The sequence below is a fragment of the Bacillus sp. RIT 809 genome (genome assembly GCF_016892495.1).
Classification (GTDB): domain Bacteria; phylum Bacillota; class Bacilli; order Bacillales; family Bacillaceae_G; genus Bacillus_A; species Bacillus_A cereus_U.
Map to the genome: position 1 here is coordinate 68,873 of NZ_JAFEMR010000003.1, position 22,377 is coordinate 91,249.

The following is a 22,377-nucleotide window of genomic DNA, read 5'->3' on the forward strand; positions in this document are numbered from 1 at the left end:
ACTAAACTGATTCACACTCATTGAACAATAACAAATCTACATAAAAAAAGGAGAGCAACTAATTACTGTTGCTCCCTTTGCAATCTAACTTTATCTTTATTAACTCCAAAACATTTTAGAAGAAAACAACTTCCCCTACATAACCCTCTTAAACATCTTCTCCAATTCATAAGTAGAATGATGCACCAGAATCGGTCTTCCATGCGGACATGTATACGGGTTTGTCGTCGTACGAAGTTCTTCAAGTAAAGCAAATATTTGATCGTTCGTTAAATATTGATTTGCTTTTATGGAAGCTTTACAGCTCATCATGATGGCTGCTTCTTCTCGTAGTTTTTTAATATCTACTTTTTTTAGTTTGACAACTTGCTCCATCATTTCATCGATGATTTCTGTTTCTTGTCCTTTCGGGAACCACGTTGGGTGCGAACGGACGATAAAGGATTGATGGCCAAACTGCTCTAAAAATAGTCCAACTTTTTTTAATTCTTCTAACTGCTCTTCGACACGTAAAAATTCGGTAAGAGATAAATCAATACGGTACGGTACAAGTAACTCTTGCACTTCTTGCGTAACTCGTCCCACTTTATCACGGAAATATTCATAATTGATGCGCTCCTGCGCTGCGTGCTGGTCGATCATGTATAACCCTTTATCATTTTGAGCAAAAATATATGTTCCGTGCATTTGTCCAATTGGATAAAGCGGTGGTAAGTCATTCCCGTTCATTTCAATCTCTTTTATTCCCCCAACTTCTTCTTCCAATTCCTCTAACTCAAAGTCCTCTTCATTACTGTTCCATGATTTTTCTTCTCGAATCGGTTCTTCGATTATCGGTTTAGTAGATGGCTGCCAACTTTGTTCTTCTCTTACGAGCGACTGTGGTGGCTGCCATTCTTGCTTCGGCGGTTGCCAAAGTTGCGCTGGCTGTTTTACAGTCGTTGTTTCTTCTTGTTTCTCATCCATTCCAGTCGGTAAAACGATGTTGGGCACCTGTGGTTCTTTCGGTTTTGTATGCTCAAACTGGAACTGCCCTTGCACACTTTCGTCTTTTTCTTTTTTCTTTGTTGTTACTCCTGCATCTGGAATGAGCTGTATTTTTTTGAATGCATCTTGCAATGTTTCTTCGATAAGTTTTAGCAATTCTTGTTCTTTACTAAAGCGAACTTCTAATTTTGCTGGATGTACGTTGACATCAACAAGCATTGGATCCATTTCAATTGATAAGAAGCCGATTGGGTATCGTCCGATTGGCAGTAACGTATGATATCCTTGCTGAATTGCTTTCATTAATACGAAATTTCGAACGTAACGGCCATTTACAATCGTTGACATATAGTTACGAGACGCTCTCGTTACTTCTGGCAATGTTACATAACCTTTAATGGTAAAGTCTAGAGACTCAGCTTCAATCGGAATCAGCTTCTTCGCAACTTGAATGCTGTAAATCGATGCAAGTACTTGTCTTACATCACCGTTTCCTGATGTATGAAGCAATTTCTTTTCATTATGAAACAGTTTTAACGATACTTCTGGATGAGACATTGCAATACGATACACGATATCTGTAATGTTCCCAAGCTCTGTATGAATAGTTTTCATATATTTAAGGCGCGCTGGTGTATTAAAGAATAAGTTTTGTACTGTAATATCTGTTCCTTTTCGGCTCGCCGTTTTCTCTTGTCTTATAATGTCTCCACCTTTAATAATAAGGTGTGTACCAGGCGCATCACCTGTGCTTGTGATTAATTCTAATTCACTTACAGAAGCAATACTCGGCAGGGCCTCTCCGCGGAAACCGAGCGTTCTTATACGAAATAGATCATTTTCATCTTTAATTTTGCTCGTTGCGTGGCGTTCAAATGCAACGATACAATCTTCTTCTGCAATGCCATCTCCATTATCAATGATGCGAATTTTCGATAACCCAGCTTCTTCTAAGTGGATTTCAATAGATGTACTATTCGCATCGATGGAATTTTCCACGAGTTCTTTTACAACTGAGGCAGGGCGCTCTACTACTTCCCCTGCCGCAATTAAATTAGAGAGTTGATCATCGAGTTTGCGAATTTTCCCCATCTACTTACTCATCCTTTCTTTAACTTTTTCTGTAAACGATACAGTTCGTTCATCGCTTCTAAAGGCGTCATATCGAGTAAATCAATCTTTTTAATTTGTGCAAGTACTGCCGTTTCTTTTTGATCGAGCACAGGCTTGTCTTGTTTTTTCGAAGACTGTTCTCCTCCAAAGAAAGATAGTTGTGATTCTTCGTCTGTCTCTTCTTGTATTTTTGCCGGTTCTTCTTTTACAACAACTGGTTCTGTAGCAACTTCTTGTACTTTCACTTCTACTCGTTTCGGAATAATAATTTCTTCCTGTCCTTCTAGTTGTGCTAACACTTCTTTCGCGCGAGCGATTAAGCTATCTGGAAGCTCAGCAAGTTGAGCAACGTGAATTCCGTAACTTTTATCAGCCGCTCCATCTTGAATTTTATGAAGGAAAACTACTTTTCCATTCTCTTCAATTGCTGAAACATGTACATTCTTTAGTTGGTCTAAATTTTCTTCTAACACTGTTAATTCATGATAATGTGTAGAGAATAATGTTTTCGCACCAATTTGGTCATGAATATGTTCAATGATTGCTTGTGCAAGTGCCATACCATCATACGTAGATGTACCGCGTCCAATTTCATCGAATAAAATTAAACTTCTTTCTGATGCATTTGCAATTGCATTTTTCGCTTCTAACATTTCAACCATAAATGTACTTTGACCTGAGATTAAATCATCCGCTGCACCAATTCTCGTAAAGATTTGATCGAAGACAGGTAATACTGCTTCTGTCGCTGGTACGAAGCAACCAATTTGTGACATAACAGTAACAAGTGCTAATTGTCTCATATACGTACTTTTACCAGACATGTTCGGTCCTGTAATTAAAAAGACATCCATCTTCTCCGGCATAATACAATCATTCGGTACATACAATTTCCCGTTCAATACTTTTTCAACGACAGGATGACGACCATCTTTAATAAAGATTTCGCGCTTAGTTGTTAAAACAGGTTTTACAAACTGCTCTTCTTCACTAACTGTCGCAAAGCTTTGCAGTACGTCTAGTTCACTAATTACTTTCGCTAAGTGTTGCAATTTCGGTATGAATACTTTTACTTCTTCGCGAAGTGCTGTAAATAAATCGTATTCTAATTGTACAATTTTCTCTTCTGCTTCTAAGATTAATGTTTCTTTTTCTTTTAGTTCATCTGTTATGAAACGTTCTGCATTTGCAAGTGTTTGTTTACGCTCATAGCGCCCTTCTGGAAGTGCTGCAAGATTCGCCTTCGTCACTTCAATGTAGTAGCCAAAAATACGGTTGTACCCAATTTTCAATGATTTAATCCCTGTAATATCACGCTCTCGTTTTTCAAGCTCAGCGATCCATGTTTTTCCATTTTTACTAACGTAACGATATTGATCAAGCTTGTCATTATAACCATCTTTAATAATATCTCCATCTTTAATAGAAAGCGGTGGGTTTTCTTGAATACTTCTTCCTAGTAATTCAGTTAAGCTCTCACATGGATCCGCACCTTGAATTAACCTTGCTGCATAAGCATTATCTAAAAGACTAATCGCTTCTAAAATAGCTGGTACTTGCAGTAAAGAACGTCTTAACTGTAATAAGTCCCGTGCATTTACATTACCAAATGCAACTTTCCCTGCTAAACGCTCTAAATCATATACTTCTTTTAACTTTTCTTTTAAATCTTCACGTAAAAAGTAATCATTTACAAACGTTTCAACCATTTCTAAACGCTCTTCAACTTTTTCTTTCTGGATAAGTGGACGTTCCATCCACTGTTTTAACATACGCCCACCCATAGCCGTTTTTGTTTTGTCTAATAGCCATAATAATGAGCCTGTCTTTTCCTTCGTGCGAAGAGTCTCTGTTAACTCTAAATTGCGTTTTGAATGCACATCAATTTTCATAAATTGATTCGTGTAATAAATTTCTACTGATTGCAAGTGATCTAACGAACGTTTTTGTGTTCTTATCACATAGTTAAATAAGCGTCCAATTGCTTTAATTAATTTTGCTTGGGAAACATTTTTCACAAGATGTTCTAATCCTTCTGGAATAGTTGTTGCATCTTCATACGAAATCGTCATTTTTAATGTTTCAGTTAATTTATTTAATTCATCTTTTGAAAATGTAGAATCTACAACAATTTCTTTTGAACCAGTTGCATACACTTCTAATAAAATATCTTCTACTGAACCTGTTAACAACGTCACTGTATTTTGTCCAGTCGTTAAGTCATTGCAAGCTAGCGCATAAGATCCATCTTCGAAATGTGTTAATGCTGCTAAGAAGTTATTCTCTTTCTCGTCTATTGTACGCCCTTCCATCATCGTTCCTGGCGTAATTAGTTGTACTACTTCACGGCGCACTACACCTTTAGCTGTTTTTGGGTCTTCCACTTGCTCACAAACAGCTACTTTATATCCTTTTTCAACAAGTTGTTCAATATAATTTTTAGCTGCATGATGCGGTACACCGCACATCGGTATACGATCACTACTACCACCATCTCGGCTCGTTAATGTAATTTCAAGTTCATGAGCTGCTTTAACCGCATCCTCAAAGAACATTTCATAAAAATCACCTAATCGGAAAAATAAAAAGGCATCTTGATAGTCTGCCTTAACCTTTAAGTATTGCTGTATCATAGGCGTATATTGCGTCATGTCTTTCCTCCATAATTCTTACATAATAATCTATATTCATATATGTCACACTTCACGGACACCCATATCTCCTATTCCAGGAGTCTTTCCTCATTATAGCACATTTCATAAGGAATCATGGTCATTCAGCACCACTTATGTACTGTAAAAAGCTAGGAAGAACTTCTCCCTAGCTTTCTCTTACTCTTCTTCTGCGTCAACGATAAAGTTCGGATCTAATTCTTCAAACTCATCATCATCGACTTGGAAATCCTCGTCTGATTCTACGCAACCTTCAGGATTTACACTTACACAAATTTTCGTTTCCCCAACTACTTCTGTTACAAATTCACGTTCTACCGTCACAACAATTTTATTACCATTTGGCGATACAAGAGCTTCTAAACAATTTGGCGGCTGAATTACACGAGCGATAATTTCTAAATCGTCACCAGAAAAGTTTTTGTCACGATAACCAATGCTTACTTCATCATTGTAGTTAACACGTTCTGTTACAACTTCAGTCTTTGTGTTTCCATCAAATGAATACCAAGTGTTTACATCATAGAAACCTTCAATTTCCACATGTTTCCCATTCTTTCTCGCTTCGTACGAATGGTTAATTACCCAGCACCCTAAAATACTTGTTGGCTCATTATTCGATTCACATGTATGCGTTGACTTTGTATACTTACGTCCTTTTCCAACCACTGCTTTTGTAATAATCTCTCTAAATTCGGACATTCGTAACCCTCCTCAATCACTATTCACTTAATCATATGCGTGACAATAGCGGAATGTGTCATTCTTTTTTTTGAGAAGAATTTACAATATAACTCACTAAAAAAAAGAGATGTCAATAAGACATCTCTTTAACAACCACAATTTCCTTTTTTACTTTCTACCGCTGCACCAGTTTCACCCTTCAATACATCGCCACCAGTTGAAACTAATATTTCATCTGTTACATTGTTAGAAATGGTACTAGCAACTAACTGTAGTAAGTCATTTACATATGTTTGTGAAGATTTAAACTCCTGTACAACTGGGATATTATCCAACTTATCTTGAAGCGCATCAATTTCAGCTTCTACTTTTTTCAAAGCTTCCCATTTCCCATAATGTTGCAAGTTTACTGCTTGTTTTTGCAAAGCTTTTATTTCATCAATTGCTCGCTTTACATTTTCATTTTTATGAATTTGTGCTTCTGCTCGCTTAAAAAAATCGACTTCTTCTGTTTCAGAGATCATTTTTGCTAATTCTTTCGCTTGCTCAACAATTTCATCTTTCGTATATACTTTCATCTATTATTTCACCTCAATCGGTTCCTTAACCAATTCCCCGTTAAGAGACCAAGTTTTTGCTTCCGTTACTTTTACTTTCACAAGCTGACCAATTAAAGATTTTGAAGCAACAAAGTTGACAAGTTTATTCGTACGTGTGTATCCTGCAAGTACTTCAGGGTTATTCTTACTTTCTCCATCAACTAATACTTCTACAATTTGTCCTATATAGCGCTTATTCTTATTAACTGCATATTCATTCACTAGTGTATTTAAGCGTTGTAATCGCTCTTTCTTCACTTCCATCGGCACATTATCCTGCATTTTTGCAGCTGGTGTACCTTCACGCGGAGAATAAATAAATGTAAATGCCGTATCAAATCCTACTTCACGATATAACGACATCGTCTCTTCAAACTGCTCATCCGTTTCATTTGGGAAACCAACGATAATATCAGTCGTTAGTACTGCATTCGGAATGGTTTCTTTAATTTTTCGTACAAGCTCTAAATAGTGTTCTCGCGAATATTTACGCGCCATAATTTTAAGCATATCTGTACTACCAGATTGAACTGGTAAGTGGATATGTTCTACTAGGTTACCACCTTTTCCAAGAACATCAATTAAATGATCATCAAAATCACGTGGATGGCTTGTTGTAAAACGAATACGTGCGATATCGATTTTACGAAGTTCATCCATTAAATCGCCAAGACCATATTGTATATCTTCAAAGTCTTTACCGTATGCGTTTACGTTTTGTCCAAGTAACGTAATTTCTTTATAACCGTTCGCAGCTAAATGGCGAATTTCTTTAATAATATCTTCTGGACGTCTGCTGCGCTCTTTTCCGCGTGTATACGGTACAATACAATATGTACAGAACTTATCACAGCCATACATAATATTTACCCAAGCTTTAATATCACCACGACGTACTTTCGGAAGGTTTTCAATTACATCCCCTTCTTTTGACCAAACTTCAACTACCGTCTCTTTTGAGAACATTGCGTCCTTTAAGATATACGGTAATCTATGAATATTATGTGTACCAAACACCATATCTACATGCTGATTTTTTTGCATAATTTTATTTACAACAGATTCTTCTTGAGACATACAACCACATACACCAATTAAAAGATCCGGATTTCTTCGCTTTAATGATTTTAAATGACCAAGTTCACCGAACACTTTATTTTCAGCATTTTCACGAATTGCACAAGTATTTAATAAAATCACATCTGCCTCTTCAGTTGAAAAAGTTGGCTCATATCCAAGTGTTGTAAAAATCCCAGCCATTACTTCTGTATCATGTTCATTCATTTGACAGCCGTATGTACGAATGTAAAACTTTCTTCCTGCGCCAAAATTGCGGAACTCTTCAGATAAGCCAAAATCTCGTTCAATTTTAACTTCTTCTTTCCCACGCTTTTTCGCCAATTTCAAGGAAGGTGGTTGGTATACACTTTCAAAGTATTTACTATAATCTTTCTCTTCTTTTTTCGTAGAGGAATTTGCTTGTCGACTTGCTAATCGTTGTTGCTCGTTCATCGGTAATCTCCTTTCACCCTTAACTATACACACTCTGTAGTCCATTTTAATGCGCTTAGACCCATCTCAATGATGTTAGATAGCTTGAGAGATAACTTGCCCTTTGAAACTTGAGTAATCGATCTAATCATCCGTAAGAATGAAGTCTTCCCCACACAAATAGACATTCCCTTTTATTATTTCATCTTGTCCTATTGAAAAGCATATTGCTTTATCCCTATACACATTATCATAGTATAGAGCCTTTAGCCAACTTTAACGAAGAAGAAGCCTTATCCTATATTACATTTCACAGTTAATGAACATGCTATTTTTATACAACGATTTATATATTATTTTATCATTCTGAATTTTCTAAGTAAACAAATCTATTAATTATTTTTATTCACTCAAAAAGAAGGTTGCCAAGTGGCAACCTTCTCTCCGATCATTACATAAATTCAGCAACAAGCTCATCAAACATTTTCTGATCCATATTTAAATCAGCTTGCACTAAAGGCTTTTCACTATAGTCTTTTACAAGCTCTTGGTAAGAAGGCTGCTTTGTATTTTGATAAATTAAACCTGTTACTAACCCGTTCTTTTCCATTAATGTTTGCATAGCCATCATGCGGTTAGATGGATCATATCCTTCTACTGTACTTAGTTTCGTTAAATTCTCTTTAAACCAATCATAAGTATTTACTTTATTGTAAGTAACACATGGACTAAATACATTAATTAATGAAAAGCCTTTATGGTTAATACCAGCTTCAATAATTTGCGTCAATTCTTTTAAATCACTTGAAAAGCTTTGCGCCACAAATGTCGCACCAGCTGTTAAAGCCATTTCCATAACATTTAGTGATGGTTCAATTGAACCTTGTGGTGTACTTTTCGTTTTAAATCCAGCTTCACTACGTGGTGAAGTTTGACCTTTGGTTAATCCGTAAATTTGGTTATCCATTACGATGTACGTAATATCAATGTTACGACGAATAGAATGGATCGTATGTCCCATACCAATCGCAAAACCATCACCGTCACCACCGGATGCAATAACTGTTAAATCACGATTTGCCATTTTCACACCTTGTGCAATCGGAAGAGCACGTCCGTGAATACTATGCAAACCATATGAATTAATATACCCTGAAATACGACCTGAACAGCCGATACCAGAAATAACAGCTAGCTCATCTGGATTTAAACCAACGTTAGCTGCCGCACGCTGAATCGCAGCCTGCACCGAGAAGTCTCCGCAACCTGGGCACCAGTTTGGTTTTACACTGTTACGAAAGTCCTTAAATGTTGCCATTTAATACAACCCCTTTTTTACATTCGTTGTAAATCTCTTTCGGCAAGAATGGATTTCCATCGTATTTTAAAAGATTAGAAATTTTCTCACCATTGCCAAGATTCATTTTCATAATGTTAGCAAGCTGACCAGTTGCATTGTTTTCTACTACTACAACACGCTTCGCTTTTTTCACAAGTGGATCGATTTCAGCTGTTGGGAACGGATGAATTAAACGTACATGGGCATGGTTTACTTTCATTCCTTCTTGTTCCAAACGCTGCATTGCCTCTTCGATCGCACCACGAGTTGAGTTAAAGCCAACTAACAATACGTCTGCGTCATCATGCTTAGCATTTTTGTAAATAGGGGTATTAAACTGCAAGTTCGCCATTTTACGGAAACGTTTGTCCATTTGATCTTTACGATTTAACGCTGATTCAGATGGTTTACCCGTTTCATCATGTTCTACACCTGTAACATGGTGAATACCATTTTTCATACCAGGTAAAACACGTGGTGAAACTCCATCTTCTGTTACTTCATAACGCTTGAAGTATGCTTTATTTTCACGTTCTGGTAATTCTATTGCTAAATCAAGCTTACCGCGACGAATTTCAACTTTATCTAACTTAAGTGGTTCTACTGTTTGCTTCCCTAAAGAAAGCTGTAGATCTGTTAAGAAGATAACAGGCACTTGATATTCTTCTGCTAAGTTAAACGCTTCTACAATATCATAGAAAGCTTCTTCAACTGTACTTGGCGCCATTACGATTTTTGGAATTTCACCATGCGTTCCGTAAATCATAGCCATTAAGTCAGACTGCTCTTGTTTTGTTGGTAAGCCCGTACTTGGACCACCACGTTGTGTATCAATGATAACTAGTGGTGTTTCAGTAATACCTGCTAAACCAATTGCTTCCATCATTAATGAAAGACCAGGACCAGCAGATGCTGTTAATGTACGAACACCAGCGTAGTTTGCACCGATCGCCATTGTACAAGCTGCGATTTCATCCTCAGTTTGGATTACTGTTCCGCCGACTTTCGGTAACTTTTTAATTAAATATTCCATAATTTCAGATGCAGGTGTGATTGGGTATGCGGACATAAAGCGAGCACCACCAGCTACCGCACCAAATGCGATTGCGTCGTTTCCAATCATAAACATGCGTTTCTTACCATCAGCTTTTTCAAGCTGCATCATATTTACTTTCTCACCAAGCAATTCTTTCATATATTGAGAGCCGCGTTTAATTGCTTCCATATTCTTTTGAACGACTTGCTCCCCTTTACGACCAAAGATTTCTTCAACAACCTCTAAATAAGCCGTTTCGTCTAACCCTAATACCGAACTAGATGCCCCAACAGCAACCATATTTTTCATTAATGATGTGCCTAACTCTGAAGCAATATCTGTAAACGGTATCACATATAGATTTACATCTGTATTATCAGGTATTGTTGGATTAAATTTCGCATCCGCAACTACAATTCCGCCCGGACGTAGTTCGTGGAAGTTAAAATCAATTGTTTCTTGATCAAAAGCAATTAAAATATCTAAATCATCTGAGATCGCGCGTACTTCTGTTGTACTTACACGAATTTTATTATTTGTATGGCCGCCTTTAATACGTGATGAGAAGTGGCGGTAACCGTATAGGTAATATCCTAATCGGTTTAATGCAATACAGAAGATTTCCCCTGTACTTTCAATTCCTTCACCTTGTTGGCCTCCAACTTTCCATGAAAGTTGACTAATCATCTCCTACACCCCTTTTGGCTGCATTCATTGTAGTGTATTTTTTTACAGTATTAGTTTAGCATTTTTTATGCAAATAAACTACAATGGACGCAAATTATGCCTCTTCTGATTTCCCTTAATCTTTAGTATAATGCTATTTCGTTCACCATTCTAGTATTAGGTCTTAAAAAAATCAATAAATTACCGCGAGTAAAATTTATTTTTTCTGATTTTTTAGAAATTAATAATCAGAAAGTAATACAGTCAATAAAATTTTTATACAAAAAATGCTCTACCATTGATTCACTATACTTTTTACAAAGTTGGTTAATTATATTTTCATAATCCCTATATGCTTCTACACCTACAACAGTTTCTAAAATCCCATCAAAATCAGAACCAAACCCTATATTTTTTTCTCCACCTAATGAACAAATATATTCCACATGCCTTAATATATCTGCTATATTCGCTTGTCTTTCATTCGTTAAAAACTGTGGTACGAAAGTAATACCAATAATGCTATTTTTCTTTATCAGAGCTCTTATTTGTTCATCTGTTAAATTGCGTGGATGCCCACAAAGTTGATAACAGTTTGAGTGAGATGCAATTGGGTTTTCAGCAATTTCTATAACATCCCAAAAGCTTCTTTCATTTAAGTGAGACACATCCGTCCATAAATGTAACGTATTAAGTTCTTGTACAACCTGTCTACCAAATGTAGTTAAACCTGCCCCACGTGCCTCTAGCGCTCCATCCGCTAACAGATTGGCATAGTTCCATGTCAATCCAAAGGAACGTACACCTAAGCGATAAAACAAACGTAATTTCATCGCTTCTTTTCCAATTGCTTCGCATCCTTCTAATGTTAATAATGCTCCAATCTCGTCCTGTTTTAGCATGTTAATATCGTTTTTTGTCTGAATAAACTTCATTCCTGGTAGCGATAAAATTTCATTATGAAAAATATCTATCATTTGCAGCGCAACTTCAAAACGATTTTCATACGCTACTGTTTCTGGTACATATATAGCAAAGCATTGTATACTTCCTTTTCTTTTCTTTAATTGTTCAAATGTAATATGTAATTGTGAATCGTTTTGAAAGTCTTTTTTCCCCTTTGCACTCCATAACTGAAAGAGTACATCGCAATGCGCATCAAAAATTTTCATTTTCATTCCTCCATTACAAAAACAACCTGTTTGCATACATGCAAACAGGTTGTTTCAACTTAACGAGGTTCTACAATTAATTTTATTGCTGTACGCTCTTCACCATCAATCATAATATCTGTAAACGCTGGGATACAAATCAAGTCCAAACCGCTAGGCGCTACAAATCCTCTTGCAATTGCTACTGCCTTTACCGCTTGGTTCAATGCACCTGCACCAATAGCTTGAATTTCTGCTGTTCCGCGTTCGCGAATAACACCTGCAAGTGCACCAGCTACAGAATTAGGGACCGACGTTGCTTTAACTTTTAATATTTCCATTCCGCGTTTCCTCCTCGTTTCTATAAAAAGTAATAGCAATTATTTCACTTTAACTTATATTCACGAGGAATGACACGTATTCCTGCTAAATCTCTGTAATTTTTCTAAAAAATTAAAATATAAAAAATTCTCTAACTTTTCGTTAAAAATCAATCAAAAAACGGCTGGTCATCATTAATTAAAATACGCTCAATTTTCTTCGCTTTCCCTGTATTAGGATCCACATCAATTAACACTGCACTTAATTGCGTTCTACCATTCGTCACTTCAAAACGTACTGGTAAGTTCGTTAAAAACTTCTTCAATACCGCTTCGCGATCCATACCTAAAATCCCATCATATGGGCCTGTCATACCAACATCTGTAATATAAGCTGTTCCGCTTGGTAAAATACGATTATCAGCTGTAGGAACGTGTGTATGTGTACCTACTACCGCTGTAGCACGACCGTCTACGTACCAACCTAACGCCTGCTTCTCACTTGTTGTTTCAGCATGAAAATCAACAAAGATAATGTTTGTACGTTTTTTTGCAATGCTGATCAACTCATCCACTTTACGGAATGGACAATCGATTGGAGGAAGGAAAGTACGTCCTTGTAAGTTAATAACTGCAACTTCTGTTCCATTACAATTTACAAAGATAAGCCCTTTTCCCGGCGTCCCTTCTGGGAAGTTAGCTGGTCTTGCAAGATATTTTGCATCATCAATAAACTCAAATACTTCACGGTTATCCCAAGCATGGTTTCCAAGCGTAACCGCTTGTGCCCCGCACTCTAAAAAGTTTCGATATATTTTTTCCGTAATTCCACGTCCACCCGCAGCATTTTCTCCATTAATAATTGTTACTGTAGGTGTATATTTTTTCTTTAAAGCCGGTACGTACTGTTGAATCATGTCTCTACCAGGAGATCCTACTACATCCCCAACAAATAATATTCTCATATGTCTTACCCTTTCTATGTACTACATTTTTTATTACCATACTATAACGTGAAGCTATTTTCTTACAACAGTTACAATTTATCTATTATAAGTTTCTTTCACTTACATACTGCTCATAAAGTGAAACTATAATCAGTGGGGCGTTAACGGGCAGTTTATCCCCCACCTAATTTCTTTGCTCAAGCCGAATTTTGAGGTGGGAGTTTTACTACCCGTTAACGCGGGATAAATAGTTTTTTTATTTTACCCAATTCCAACACAAAAAAATAAAGTGGTGTTTCACCACTTTATTTTGCGTATTCCACTGCACGTGTTTCACGAATAACAGTTACTTTAATATGTCCTGGATAATCCAGTTCATTTTCAATACGTTTTCGAATATCACGAGCTAAACGATGAGCTTCTAAATCATCAATTGTATCTGGTTTTACCAGAATACGAACTTCACGTCCTGCTTGAATTGCGAAAGATTTTTCTACGCCTTCATAAGACTCTGAAATTTCTTCTAACTTTTCAAGACGACGAATGTAGTTCTCAAGCGTTTCACTACGAGCCCCCGGTCTTGCAGCTGATAATGCATCTGCTGCAGCAACTAGAACTGCAATGATAGAAGTTGGTTCTGTGTCACCATGGTGAGATGCGATACTGTTTATTACAACAGGATGCTCTTTATATTTCGTTGCGAGTTCAACACCAATTTCAACGTGACTACCTTCTACTTCATGATCGATTGCTTTTCCAATATCATGTAATAGACCAGCACGTCTTGCTAGTTTTTCATCCTCACCAAGCTCCGCTGCCATAAGTCCAGTTAAGTATGCAACTTCCATAGAGTGTTTTAAGACGTTTTGTCCATAACTTGTACGGTATTTTAAACGACCTAAAATTTTAATTAAATCTGGATGTAAGCCATGAACACCCACTTCAAACGTTGTTTGCTCTCCGACTTCACGAATATACTCGTCCACTTCACGTCTTGATTTTTCGACCATCTCTTCAATACGCGCTGGGTGAATACGTCCGTCCTGTACTAGTTTATCAAGAGCGATACGAGCTGTTTCACGACGAATCGGGTCAAATCCAGATAGAATTACCGCTTCTGGTGTATCATCGATAATAAGGTCAATACCTGTTAACGTTTCTAACGTACGAATATTACGACCTTCACGTCCGATAATACGTCCCTTCATTTCGTCATTTGGAAGATTTACAACCGAAACGGTTGTTTCAGCAACATGATCAGCTGCACATCTTTGCATTGCAAGAGATAAAATCTCTTTTGCCTTCTTATCCGCTTCTTCTTTCGCGCGAACTTCACTTTCTTTTACCATAACGGCAATTTCATGAGAAACTTCACTTTCCACTTTACCAAGAATAATTGCTTTCGCTTGTTCGCGGGTCAGATTGGAAATGCGCTCTAATTCTGTTTGTTGCTTTTGAACTAACTCTCCCACTTTGCTTTCCAACTCTTCAATCTGTTGTTGTTTCGCTACAAGAGATTCCTCTTTCTTTTCTAACTGTCGCTCGCGCTTATCGAGCGTTTCGTCTTTACGATCAAGGTTCTCTTCTTTTTGCATTAAACGATTTTCTTGTTTTTGTAATTCGCTTCTACGGTCACGAATTTCTAATTCAGCTTCTGTACGAAGTGTATGAATTTCATCCTTTGCTTCTAAAAGCGCTTCTTTCTTAAGTGCTTCAGCATCACGATTCGCTTCGTCTAGAATACGTTTTGCTTCATTAGCTGCACCATTAATCTTCGCTTCAGCAATAGACTTTCGAACAAAAAAGCCAACAACTGCACCGACTGTTGCAAGCAAAATGGAGATGAGTATCCAAACTGTACTACTCATGATTTCACCTCCCCTTGCTATGAATGAAAAAAGACTGTCGGCATGTACATTGAATTACAACGTACAGCAAAGACCGTCGTCCCGCTTTTTTAAGGGACTTTCTTCATTTCACAATTAAAATGTCATATTATTATTTCGGCAAGATTTAAGTCTTACTCCGAATATTACTTCTCTTCTTGAGAAGAGTGTATCGTATATAAGAAAAAATATACATTCTCATTGTATCTATCGCAATTTTCATTGTCAAGCGTTGTCTACTTTTACTTTCTTTACCTTCAGCCCTGAATCTTATATGGATTAAAAAAACAGACGGCATATTATCCTGGAAAACCTTAGAAAATCCCAATTCATTCACTTAAAATATATGAATATTCCCCTTTACACATAGCCTTTTGGACAGAATAAATATTTTATCTCCAGCTATATACAACGCTTTCATAGTGAATTAAAAAATAAAAGACACGGGACCGTGTCTTTTATTTTTTAATCTTGACGAGTTGAATCTTCCGTGTCTTCAACACCAGAGTTTTCACCAATTCCGTGATGTTCACGAACAAAGAAGGCAATTTCCTCTCTTAAATCCGTATTCTCTTTTAAGAATTGCTTCGAATTTTCACGACCTTGCCCTAAGCGTTCTTCATTATAAGAGTACCAAGCACCGCTTTTTTGAACGATATCAAGTTCAGAAGCCATATCTAAGATTTCACCTTCTCTTGAAATACCTTCTCCGTACATAATATCAACTTCAGCAACGCGGAATGGCGGTGCTACTTTATTTTTAACTACTTTTACTTTCGTTTTATTACCCACGATGTCATTACCTTGCTTTAATTGCTCAGCACGACGTACTTCAAGACGGACAGTTGAATAGAATTTCAACGCACGACCACCTGGAGTTGTTTCTGGCACTATCTATAGATTTTCCATTTCTATAGTCCGGACTATCTCTTCATCTCTTTGCAGAGAGCCTTGCACTTCCAGCAGTAGCCTATCATCTGCCGTACCCTACTCAGTTAACTAAAAGTCCTTTTCGGTAGTCTCTACACCTTCCCCATATAACTATGGAGCTTGGCACGGTATTACCCTAATAAAATGGTGGGCTTCACCGTTAGCAACTATATGAATAGTTACACCCTTAGGCAATAAGGTTCACAAGGTTTTTTAACATGCTATCACTAGCAAGGGAAACCCAGAGTAAACTCCTTAATCTTTTGCAAGACTTTTTCTTTATTTGCTAACTCTTCTTCATGTATAACGAGATATTTATAGCAGCTCTCTTGCATAAATAAAAGTTTTCTTTTATCTCGTTCTTTTATTTTTTTGAGTGAGTGTGCCCATTTCCCATGGACATCTAAACAATATTTTCTACCTAAGTAGAAATCAATAGACCACTTATCGATTCTTTTTTGCTTAATGAATGCCAGATCTAAACTTAACAACATCTGTTCAACTTGTTGTTCAAGTAAAGTATCATAGTTTTTCTTCCTGACCCTCATATTAAGTTCTTTTCTTCTTTTAGCAACACACGTATCGGATACGCCATACTTAACAGCAATTTCAACATGTGATAAATATGGATTTCTCAACTCTTGTTCAACTTCTGCGGTTTTAGGCAAGTAAATTTTCCTGTGTCTGGTTCTTTTAATTCCAAGTAACTTTAAAATTTCACCTACTCGCCTTTCATCAAGATTAATTTCTTGACCTATATCTCTCAATTTTCTATCCGCATGTATCACAATAAAATCCACTTGCCATTGTTCTATGTTTCGATAAGTTCTATTTCCAATTGTCACTGCCACTTTAATCTCTCCTTATAAGAAATTCCTTATAAAGACTTAGTCGAAGAAGACAAATAAAGATTCAAGTACATTACTTTGATTAAGCAACTTGTGGTTGATTTCCGAACATAACCCCAACTTTTTCACGAATTTGGTTGATAAAGATTGCGATTGTTTTTGATTTGTTGATTGCACCTGAAAGTTTACGAAGTGCTTGTGACATTAAACGTGCTTGTAAACCAACGTGAGAGTCACCCATGTCCCCTTCGATCTCAGCTTTCGGTACAAGAGCTGCTACAGAGTCAATTACGATAATATCAACCGCGCCACTTCGTACAAGTGCTTCTGCGATTTCTAGTCCTTGCTCCCCTGTATCAGGCTGTGATAATAGTAATTCATCTATGTTAACACCTAATTTTTGTGCATATACAGGATCCATTGCATGCTCCGCATCAATGAACGCTGCTTGTCCACCTTGACGCTGTACTTCCGCGATTGCGTGTAATGAAACTGTTGTTTTACCTGAACTTTCAGGTCCATAAATTTCAATAACACGACCACGTGGGTATCCGCCTACCCCTAGTGCCACATCAAGTGCTAAAGAACCACTTGAAATTGTAGAAATTCTACGCTCCGCTTGTTCTCCTAATTTCATAATTGAACCTTTACCGAATTGCTTCTCTATTTGTTTTAACGCCATATCTAATGCCGCTTGACGATCGCTCATTCAAAATTCCTCCTTAACTAAATTGCTAATCTTATTATACCTATTTTCAATTCAATTTGCCAACAAAAATCGAACATTTATTCTATTTTTTTATTTTAGATCGAATAAAACTAGGTTTTCCAACAAAAAAAACTAGAAGAAATTTATATCTCTTCTAGCTTTTTAAATAAATGATAAAATCCATATTTTGTAGAGCGTTCTCTAATTTGTTGACGACTTCCACTTAAATTAAGCGAGAAGACTACAGCTGGTTCATCTTTAATCGCCAATCCAATAAATACGGTTCCTGGTTCTTTATACTCTGAAGCATCCGGTCCTGCCACCCCAGTGAAACTAATCCCGATATCTGCTTTTAACAGTTTCTTTACATTTTCAGCAAGATAACGAGCACACTGTTTACTAACCGCGCCGTCAGTGCGTAACACTTCTTCAGGCACATGTAAAATTTGTTGCTTCACATCATTTTGATAACAAATGACACCGCCTTTAAATACAGACGAGACGCCAGCATTTTCTGTTACTTGATTTCCAAAAAGACCACCTGTTAAACTTTCTGCACATGCTAAAGTTAACCCTTTTTCCTTCAATAGCCTTATTGCCTTGTAATGAAGGAAATCTTGGTCATATCCGTAGAAAAATTCTCCTACTCTTTCTAAAATCAAATCTTCCACATGCTGAATCAGTTTCTCCGCCTCATCAGCATTTTGATGTTTGGCAGTTAAACGTAATGTCACTTCTCCATCATTTGCGAGTGGTGCAATGGTTGGGTTCGTTTGACCATCAATTAAATCTTGAACTTTCACTTCTAATTGAGATTCCCCAATACCAAAAAAACGAAGAACACGAGAATAAATATTTTCCCCCGTTGTAAACTTACATAAAAAAGGCTCTACGTAACTTATATACATCGGCTTCATTTCTTTTGGTGGTCCTGGTAATAAAATATAAACTTTTCCGTTCTTATTTAACCCCATACCAGGCGCCATACCGTGATCATTCGCAAATACAGTCGATCCATTTAAAACGAGCGCCTGCTTTTTATTATTCTCCGTAAATTCACGGCCTGTACGCTTAAAATAATCGCTTATCGATGTTAATGCCTTTTCATCATACACAAGCTCTTCATCTAAATTAGATGCTATTGTTTCTTTCGTTAAATCATCTTTTGTCGGTCCTAATCCACCTGTAAAAATGAGCATATCAGCTCGTTCTTCAGCCAATTCAATTGCCTTCTGTAATCGCTTGTTATTATCCCCAACAACAGTATGGTAGTACACGTTAATTCCGATTGAAGCTAACTTTTCAGATAAAAACTGGGCATTTGTATTTGCAATTTGTCCAAGTAATAATTCCGTTCCAACCGCAATAATTTCAGCATTCATCCCAATTCCCCCATAAACTTCTATTTTGAGTTTACAAAAGCATCTTTATTTTTCCAGAAATAATCCCATCCTGAAATAACGGTAAAGAATAATGCAATCCATATGAAAATATCTGCAACTGGAATATGAAGTAAACTTAACGGTACATCATGTAATAAGTATGCTGCAATCGCAATAATTTGTGTCCATGTCTTAATTTTCCCTAGCTGATTTGCTGCAACTACTTCCCCTGTCCCAGCAAGCACAAGGCGTAAACCTGTTACTGCAAACTCACGGCTTATAATTACAATAACGATCCAAGCAGGTACATATTGCATCTCTACCAATGTGATAAGTGCTGCAGAAACAAGTAATTTATCTGCTAACGGGTCAAGAAATTTCCCTAAATTCGTTACAAGATTATATTTTCTTGCATAATATCCATCAATCCAATCTGTAGCTGAAGCAATTATAAAGATTAGTGCTCCTACTAAATGTTGAATTGGTAAATTGACATCACCAATTGTATATGAGCCCCAGTTAAAGGGCGCTAGCATAATTACCATAAAAATTGGAATTAAGCAGATTCTAGATATTGTAATTTTATTTGGTAAATTCACAGCTATTCCTCCATCATGTCAAAAACATTTGTTCATTGAAAAAAGTCATCGAAGCGATGACTGTTATTGCGCAGGTTGCCCTATCCCTTGGTTTTTTATCACCAATCTTTGGTGATATTCTTTTTCTGGATCTAATGGGAAAGTAACCACTTGGCCATTCAGTTTAATTTCAACATTCGGTGCACTTCCAATATTAAGCCGCACTTCTTTTACTGTTGATAAATCACGTTTTTCTGTTTGACCACTTTGTACTGTAGTGTTTAGAATTTCGTTACCCGCATCATCTTTAACATCTACATAGCTTGCACCCTTCGCTGAAATTTCCAGTTCTAATGTTTTATTATTATGAATTTCCAAAGTAGATACCTTACCACTCGTTCCAACTACCTTCACTTCTTGTTGTCCAGTTGGTTGCACTGGTTGTTCTTCTTTCTTTGGCTCTTCTTTTTTTGGTTCTTCTTTTTTTGGTTCTTCCGCTTTCACTTCATCTTTCTTCGTATCTAGCGGAGAATCTTTTGCTTTTTGAACTTCAATTTTCTCACTTTGAGCATTCGGAACTTGCCTATCATCTTTTCCAGTTAACGCTTGAATAACAAACCAGACTACCACTCCAAATGCGATTACTAACAACACAATCAAAATTTTTGGCATATGATCTGCAATTGGCCATGATGAAGATTTTTGCATTGTTTCTTGTGTTTTTTGTCCAGTTGATACTTGTGGAACTTCACGATTTTCAGATTGTGGTATCGTACTCTGATATTCTACAAGCAGTTCCTCTCCATTTAATCCAACAGCATCTGCATATTGTTTAATGAATGCACGCGCATAAAAAGCTCCTGGCAACACATCATAATTGCCTTCTTCAATCGCTACTAAATGGCGTTTTTGAATTTTTGTAATCTCATGCAGCTGATCAATAGATAAGCCTTTCGCTTCTCTTGCTTCTGTCAGCTTTTGTCCTAATTCCGTCACTACTAACACCTCAATATTTCTTTAAAAGTCAAACATAGAGAAATTGTTTTTCGTACCTTGCTCAATTTCATCTACTAAATTATATTGAATTTCTTCATCATAATCGTTACGCAATTCGATAATATAATCAAAATCATCCAATGTGTATTCTGACTGACTCACAAACACATCCGGATGTTCCACAACTTTCGTTGCAGGCAATCTCATGATTTCACGAACGAGCTGCCAGTGTCTTTCATTGGCACGCTTTGTCGACACAATTCCATCTAGTATGAAAATATTATCGTCGCTATACTCATCTTCAATCAATTGGCTACGAACAGTTTGCTTAATGAGAGTAGATGATACGAATAACCATCTCTTATTTGCACAAACACTTGCGGCAACAATAGATTCTGTTTTTCCGACACGAGGCATTCCTCGTATCCCAATTAATTTATGACCTTCTTTTTTCATTATCTCCGCCATAAAGTCTACAAGCAATCCTAATTCATCACGCACAAATCGAAATGTTTTCTTATCATCTGCATCTCGTTGTATGTACCTACCATGTCTAACTGCTAGCTTATCTCTAAGCTTTGGCGGACGATATTTCGTTACCGTTATATTATCCATCGTATTTAAAATTGATTCAAGTCTAGAGATTTGTTCTTGATTATCACACATAAGCAAAAGTCCACGTCGTGCATTATCTACACCATTAATTGTGACAATATTGATGCCAAGCATACCGATTAACGAAGAAACGTCACCAAGTAAGCCAGGTCGGTTTTTATGTATTTCATATTCAAAATACCATTCAATCATCCAAGATCACTCCCCTACGCTTACTTTACACCTACGTACTATATTATATGATTTCACCTTAATAGGGAAGCTAAATGTATAATCTATTCCTCCTAATTACTATACAAAAAAAGTAGAGAGGAGCTTCTCCTCTCTACTTTTACTTATGTTGTACAAACTTCACCATTAAATTTGCGATTGTATGTTGCTCTTGTTCATCAGCAACTTTCCAAAGCTCAGACAATAATTTTTCTTGATCGTTGCGCGCTTCTACTTCATTTGCTAAATAATCACCAACACGAAATGCCATATCTGATACGGCACCACCATCAAGCCCTTTTCCCCCCGCTTGTTCTAAACGTTCTCCTAAAAAGCTCTTCCACTGATCAAAATTATCTAACACTGACATATTTAAGCACCTCACTATTGAGTAATAGAATCATGCTTAATTTGTGCATTTTTTTATTTTTTATGTAAGAAATTTTTAGCAATGCCAACCGCCATTCACTCCGATAATTTGCCCCGTAATATAAGAAGCTCCTGGCGAAACGAGGAAGGAGACTGTTTTTGCTACCTCTTCGGGTAGTCCTATTCTACCTAATGGAATATCTTCAGCAATTTCATTTTTATCATCTTCTGAAAATGCATGTAACATTTCTGTTTCGATTGCACCTGGCGCTACCGCATTAACGCGCAATCCACTTAAAGAAACTTCTTTCGCTAAAGCCTTCACATAAGAATTTTGTGCACCTTTTACCATTGAGTACAGCACCTCACAAGATGCTCCTATTTGCCCCCATATGGATGAAATAATGACAACATTACCACTTCTCCGCCCGATCATCGGCGGAAGCGCCATCGATAAAAGCCTATATACACTCTTCACTTGAAGCTCCACCATATAATCTAATTCTTCATTCGTAACATCTGTTACTAATCCAAAGATACTCTTTCCAGCTGCGTATACAATAACATCAATAGGATGTTCAATTTGTCCCCACAATTCCTCCGCTCCATCGATAGAAGCTAAATTTGCTTGCACAGGAATCACTGCATCAAATTCCTTTTGTAACTCCCTTACCTTCTCTTCGCTTTTATTGTAATGAATATAGACTGTATAACCATCCTCGATTAACTGCTTCGAAATAGTAGAGCCAATCCCTCCGCTTCCTCCAGTTACTAATGCATACTTTTTCATAAATTCCCTCTCTTATCTTTTTATGTATAAATAAATAATACCCTCATCTTACCATTTGG

General features: G+C 36.9%; 19 protein-coding genes and 1 pseudogene. All 20 read right to left on the bottom strand.

The genetic code is table 11. The annotated features are described in order from the left end of the window. Window positions 1–135 precede the first annotated feature (135 nt). The 20 genes and pseudogenes from mutL to ymfI all read right to left on the bottom strand — a co-directional run bounded on the left by mutL (window position 136) and on the right by ymfI (window position 22,318). The gene (gene mutL / locus JTF23_RS04680) at window positions 136–2,079 is read right to left on the bottom strand and encodes a DNA mismatch repair endonuclease MutL (RefSeq protein ID WP_016105949.1); all 1,944 of its coding nucleotides are present in this window, start codon (window positions 2,077–2,079) and stop codon (window positions 136–138) included. An 8-nt stretch (window positions 2,080–2,087) separates the two neighbouring features. Then, window positions 2,088–4,751, bottom strand: coding sequence for a DNA mismatch repair protein MutS (mutS, locus tag JTF23_RS04685; RefSeq protein ID WP_204208227.1), 2,664 nt, complete (start codon window positions 4,749–4,751; stop codon window positions 2,088–2,090). Window positions 4,752–4,931: 180 nt separating this feature from the next. After that, on the bottom strand, window positions 4,932–5,474 hold the full coding sequence (gene cotE / locus JTF23_RS04690; protein ID WP_002014610.1) for an outer spore coat protein CotE: 543 nt from the start codon (window positions 5,472–5,474) through the stop codon (window positions 4,932–4,934). Window positions 5,475–5,602: 128 nt separating this feature from the next. Then, on the bottom strand, window positions 5,603–6,034 hold the full coding sequence (locus tag JTF23_RS04695) for a YlbF/YmcA family competence regulator (protein ID WP_002033698.1): 432 nt from the start codon (window positions 6,032–6,034) through the stop codon (window positions 5,603–5,605). 3 nt (window positions 6,035–6,037) lie between these two features. Further along, the gene (gene miaB / locus JTF23_RS04700) at window positions 6,038–7,567 is read right to left on the bottom strand and encodes a tRNA (N6-isopentenyl adenosine(37)-C2)-methylthiotransferase MiaB (RefSeq protein WP_204208228.1); all 1,530 of its coding nucleotides are present in this window, start codon (window positions 7,565–7,567) and stop codon (window positions 6,038–6,040) included. 430 nt (window positions 7,568–7,997) lie between these two features. Further along, window positions 7,998–8,864, bottom strand: coding sequence for a 2-oxoacid:ferredoxin oxidoreductase subunit beta (locus JTF23_RS04705; protein ID WP_002088040.1), 867 nt, complete (start codon window positions 8,862–8,864; stop codon window positions 7,998–8,000). Continuing rightward, complete coding sequence (locus JTF23_RS04710) at window positions 8,851–10,608, bottom strand: 2-oxoacid:acceptor oxidoreductase subunit alpha (protein ID WP_204208229.1); 1,758 nt, start codon at window positions 10,606–10,608, stop codon at window positions 8,851–8,853. The genes JTF23_RS04705 and JTF23_RS04710 overlap by 14 nt, the downstream gene beginning before the upstream one ends. Window positions 10,609–10,835: 227 nt before the next feature. Continuing rightward, window positions 10,836–11,759, bottom strand: a complete 924-nt coding sequence (locus JTF23_RS04715; RefSeq protein ID WP_002160763.1) for a dipeptidase — start codon at window positions 11,757–11,759, stop codon at window positions 10,836–10,838. Between the two features lie 59 nt (window positions 11,760–11,818). Next, window positions 11,819–12,079 carry a stage V sporulation protein SpoVS gene (gene spoVS / locus JTF23_RS04720; protein WP_000404341.1) on the bottom strand — a complete coding sequence of 87 codons (261 nt, stop codon included), beginning with the start codon at window positions 12,077–12,079 and terminating at the stop codon, window positions 11,819–11,821. A gap of 149 nt (window positions 12,080–12,228) precedes the next feature. Next, window positions 12,229–13,023 (bottom strand): TIGR00282 family metallophosphoesterase, encoded by a 795-nt coding sequence (locus JTF23_RS04725; RefSeq protein WP_002014601.1) that lies wholly within the window; start codon window positions 13,021–13,023, stop codon window positions 12,229–12,231. A gap of 287 nt (window positions 13,024–13,310) precedes the next feature. Continuing rightward, on the bottom strand, window positions 13,311–14,873 hold the full coding sequence (rny, locus tag JTF23_RS04730) for a ribonuclease Y (protein WP_002160762.1): 1,563 nt from the start codon (window positions 14,871–14,873) through the stop codon (window positions 13,311–13,313). Window positions 14,874–15,356: 483 nt separating this feature from the next. Continuing rightward, window positions 15,357–15,782: a recombinase RecA family protein gene (locus JTF23_RS04735; protein ID WP_002111333.1), complete on the bottom strand. Its 426-nt coding sequence runs from the start codon at window positions 15,780–15,782 to the stop codon at window positions 15,357–15,359. Window positions 15,783–16,048: 266 nt separating this feature from the next. Continuing rightward, entirely contained in the window at window positions 16,049–16,672 is a 624-nt protein-coding gene (locus tag JTF23_RS04740; RefSeq protein WP_070139860.1) for a PDDEXK family nuclease, read from the bottom strand. A gap of 97 nt (window positions 16,673–16,769) precedes the next feature. Next, window positions 16,770–17,378, bottom strand: a pseudogene (recA, locus tag JTF23_RS04745) (recombinase RecA); the annotation flags it as partial. A gap of 143 nt (window positions 17,379–17,521) precedes the next feature. Further along, window positions 17,522–18,760 (bottom strand): competence/damage-inducible protein A, encoded by a 1,239-nt coding sequence (locus JTF23_RS04750; RefSeq protein ID WP_016105952.1) that lies wholly within the window; start codon window positions 18,758–18,760, stop codon window positions 17,522–17,524. Between the two features lie 20 nt (window positions 18,761–18,780). Further along, window positions 18,781–19,359, bottom strand: a complete 579-nt coding sequence (pgsA, locus tag JTF23_RS04755) for a CDP-diacylglycerol--glycerol-3-phosphate 3-phosphatidyltransferase (protein WP_016105953.1) — start codon at window positions 19,357–19,359, stop codon at window positions 18,781–18,783. A 63-nt stretch (window positions 19,360–19,422) separates the two neighbouring features. Then, a complete protein-coding gene (locus JTF23_RS04760) occupies window positions 19,423–20,334 on the bottom strand; it encodes a helix-turn-helix domain-containing protein (RefSeq protein WP_016105954.1) in 912 nt (303 codons plus the stop codon). A gap of 21 nt (window positions 20,335–20,355) precedes the next feature. Then, entirely contained in the window at window positions 20,356–21,141 is a 786-nt protein-coding gene (locus tag JTF23_RS04765; RefSeq protein ID WP_002066761.1) for a DUF3388 domain-containing protein, read from the bottom strand. 139 nt (window positions 21,142–21,280) lie between these two features. Beyond that, window positions 21,281–21,529 (bottom strand): DUF3243 domain-containing protein, encoded by a 249-nt coding sequence (locus JTF23_RS04770; RefSeq protein ID WP_000114449.1) that lies wholly within the window; start codon window positions 21,527–21,529, stop codon window positions 21,281–21,283. A 75-nt stretch (window positions 21,530–21,604) separates the two neighbouring features. After that, complete coding sequence (gene ymfI / locus JTF23_RS04775) at window positions 21,605–22,318, bottom strand: elongation factor P 5-aminopentanone reductase (RefSeq protein ID WP_002160757.1); 714 nt, start codon at window positions 22,316–22,318, stop codon at window positions 21,605–21,607. Window positions 22,319–22,377: the final 59 nt, after the last annotated feature.

What these genes read in the sequence shown, in the direction of transcription:
- mutL (WP_016105949.1), bottom strand. Translation starts at nt 2,079, where the DNA reads ATGGGGAAAATTCGCAAACTCGATGATCAACTCTCTAATTTAATTGCG.
- mutS (WP_204208227.1), bottom strand. Translation starts at nt 4,751, where the DNA reads ATGACGCAATATACGCCTATGATACAGCAATACTTAAAGGTTAAGGCA.
- cotE (WP_002014610.1), bottom strand. Translation starts at nt 5,474, where the DNA reads ATGTCCGAATTTAGAGAGATTATTACAAAAGCAGTGGTTGGAAAAGGA.
- JTF23_RS04695 (WP_002033698.1), bottom strand. Translation starts at nt 6,034, where the DNA reads ATGAAAGTATATACGAAAGATGAAATTGTTGAGCAAGCGAAAGAATTA.
- miaB (WP_204208228.1), bottom strand. Translation starts at nt 7,567, where the DNA reads ATGAACGAGCAACAACGATTAGCAAGTCGACAAGCAAATTCCTCTACG.
- JTF23_RS04705 (WP_002088040.1), bottom strand. Translation starts at nt 8,864, where the DNA reads ATGGCAACATTTAAGGACTTTCGTAACAGTGTAAAACCAAACTGGTGC.
- JTF23_RS04710 (WP_204208229.1), bottom strand. Translation starts at nt 10,608, where the DNA reads ATGATTAGTCAACTTTCATGGAAAGTTGGAGGCCAACAAGGTGAAGGA.
- JTF23_RS04715 (WP_002160763.1), bottom strand. Translation starts at nt 11,759, where the DNA reads ATGAAAATTTTTGATGCGCATTGCGATGTACTCTTTCAGTTATGGAGT.
- spoVS (WP_000404341.1), bottom strand. Translation starts at nt 12,079, where the DNA reads ATGGAAATATTAAAAGTTAAAGCAACGTCGGTCCCTAATTCTGTAGCT.
- JTF23_RS04725 (WP_002014601.1), bottom strand. Translation starts at nt 13,023, where the DNA reads ATGAGAATATTATTTGTTGGGGATGTAGTAGGATCTCCTGGTAGAGAC.
- rny (WP_002160762.1), bottom strand. Translation starts at nt 14,873, where the DNA reads ATGAGTAGTACAGTTTGGATACTCATCTCCATTTTGCTTGCAACAGTC.
- JTF23_RS04750 (WP_016105952.1), bottom strand. Translation starts at nt 18,760, where the DNA reads ATGAATGCTGAAATTATTGCGGTTGGAACGGAATTATTACTTGGACAA.
- JTF23_RS04765 (WP_002066761.1), bottom strand. Translation starts at nt 21,141, where the DNA reads ATGATTGAATGGTATTTTGAATATGAAATACATAAAAACCGACCTGGC.
- JTF23_RS04770 (WP_000114449.1), bottom strand. Translation starts at nt 21,529, where the DNA reads ATGTCAGTGTTAGATAATTTTGATCAGTGGAAGAGCTTTTTAGGAGAA.
- ymfI (WP_002160757.1), bottom strand. Translation starts at nt 22,318, where the DNA reads ATGAAAAAGTATGCATTAGTAACTGGAGGAAGCGGAGGGATTGGCTCT.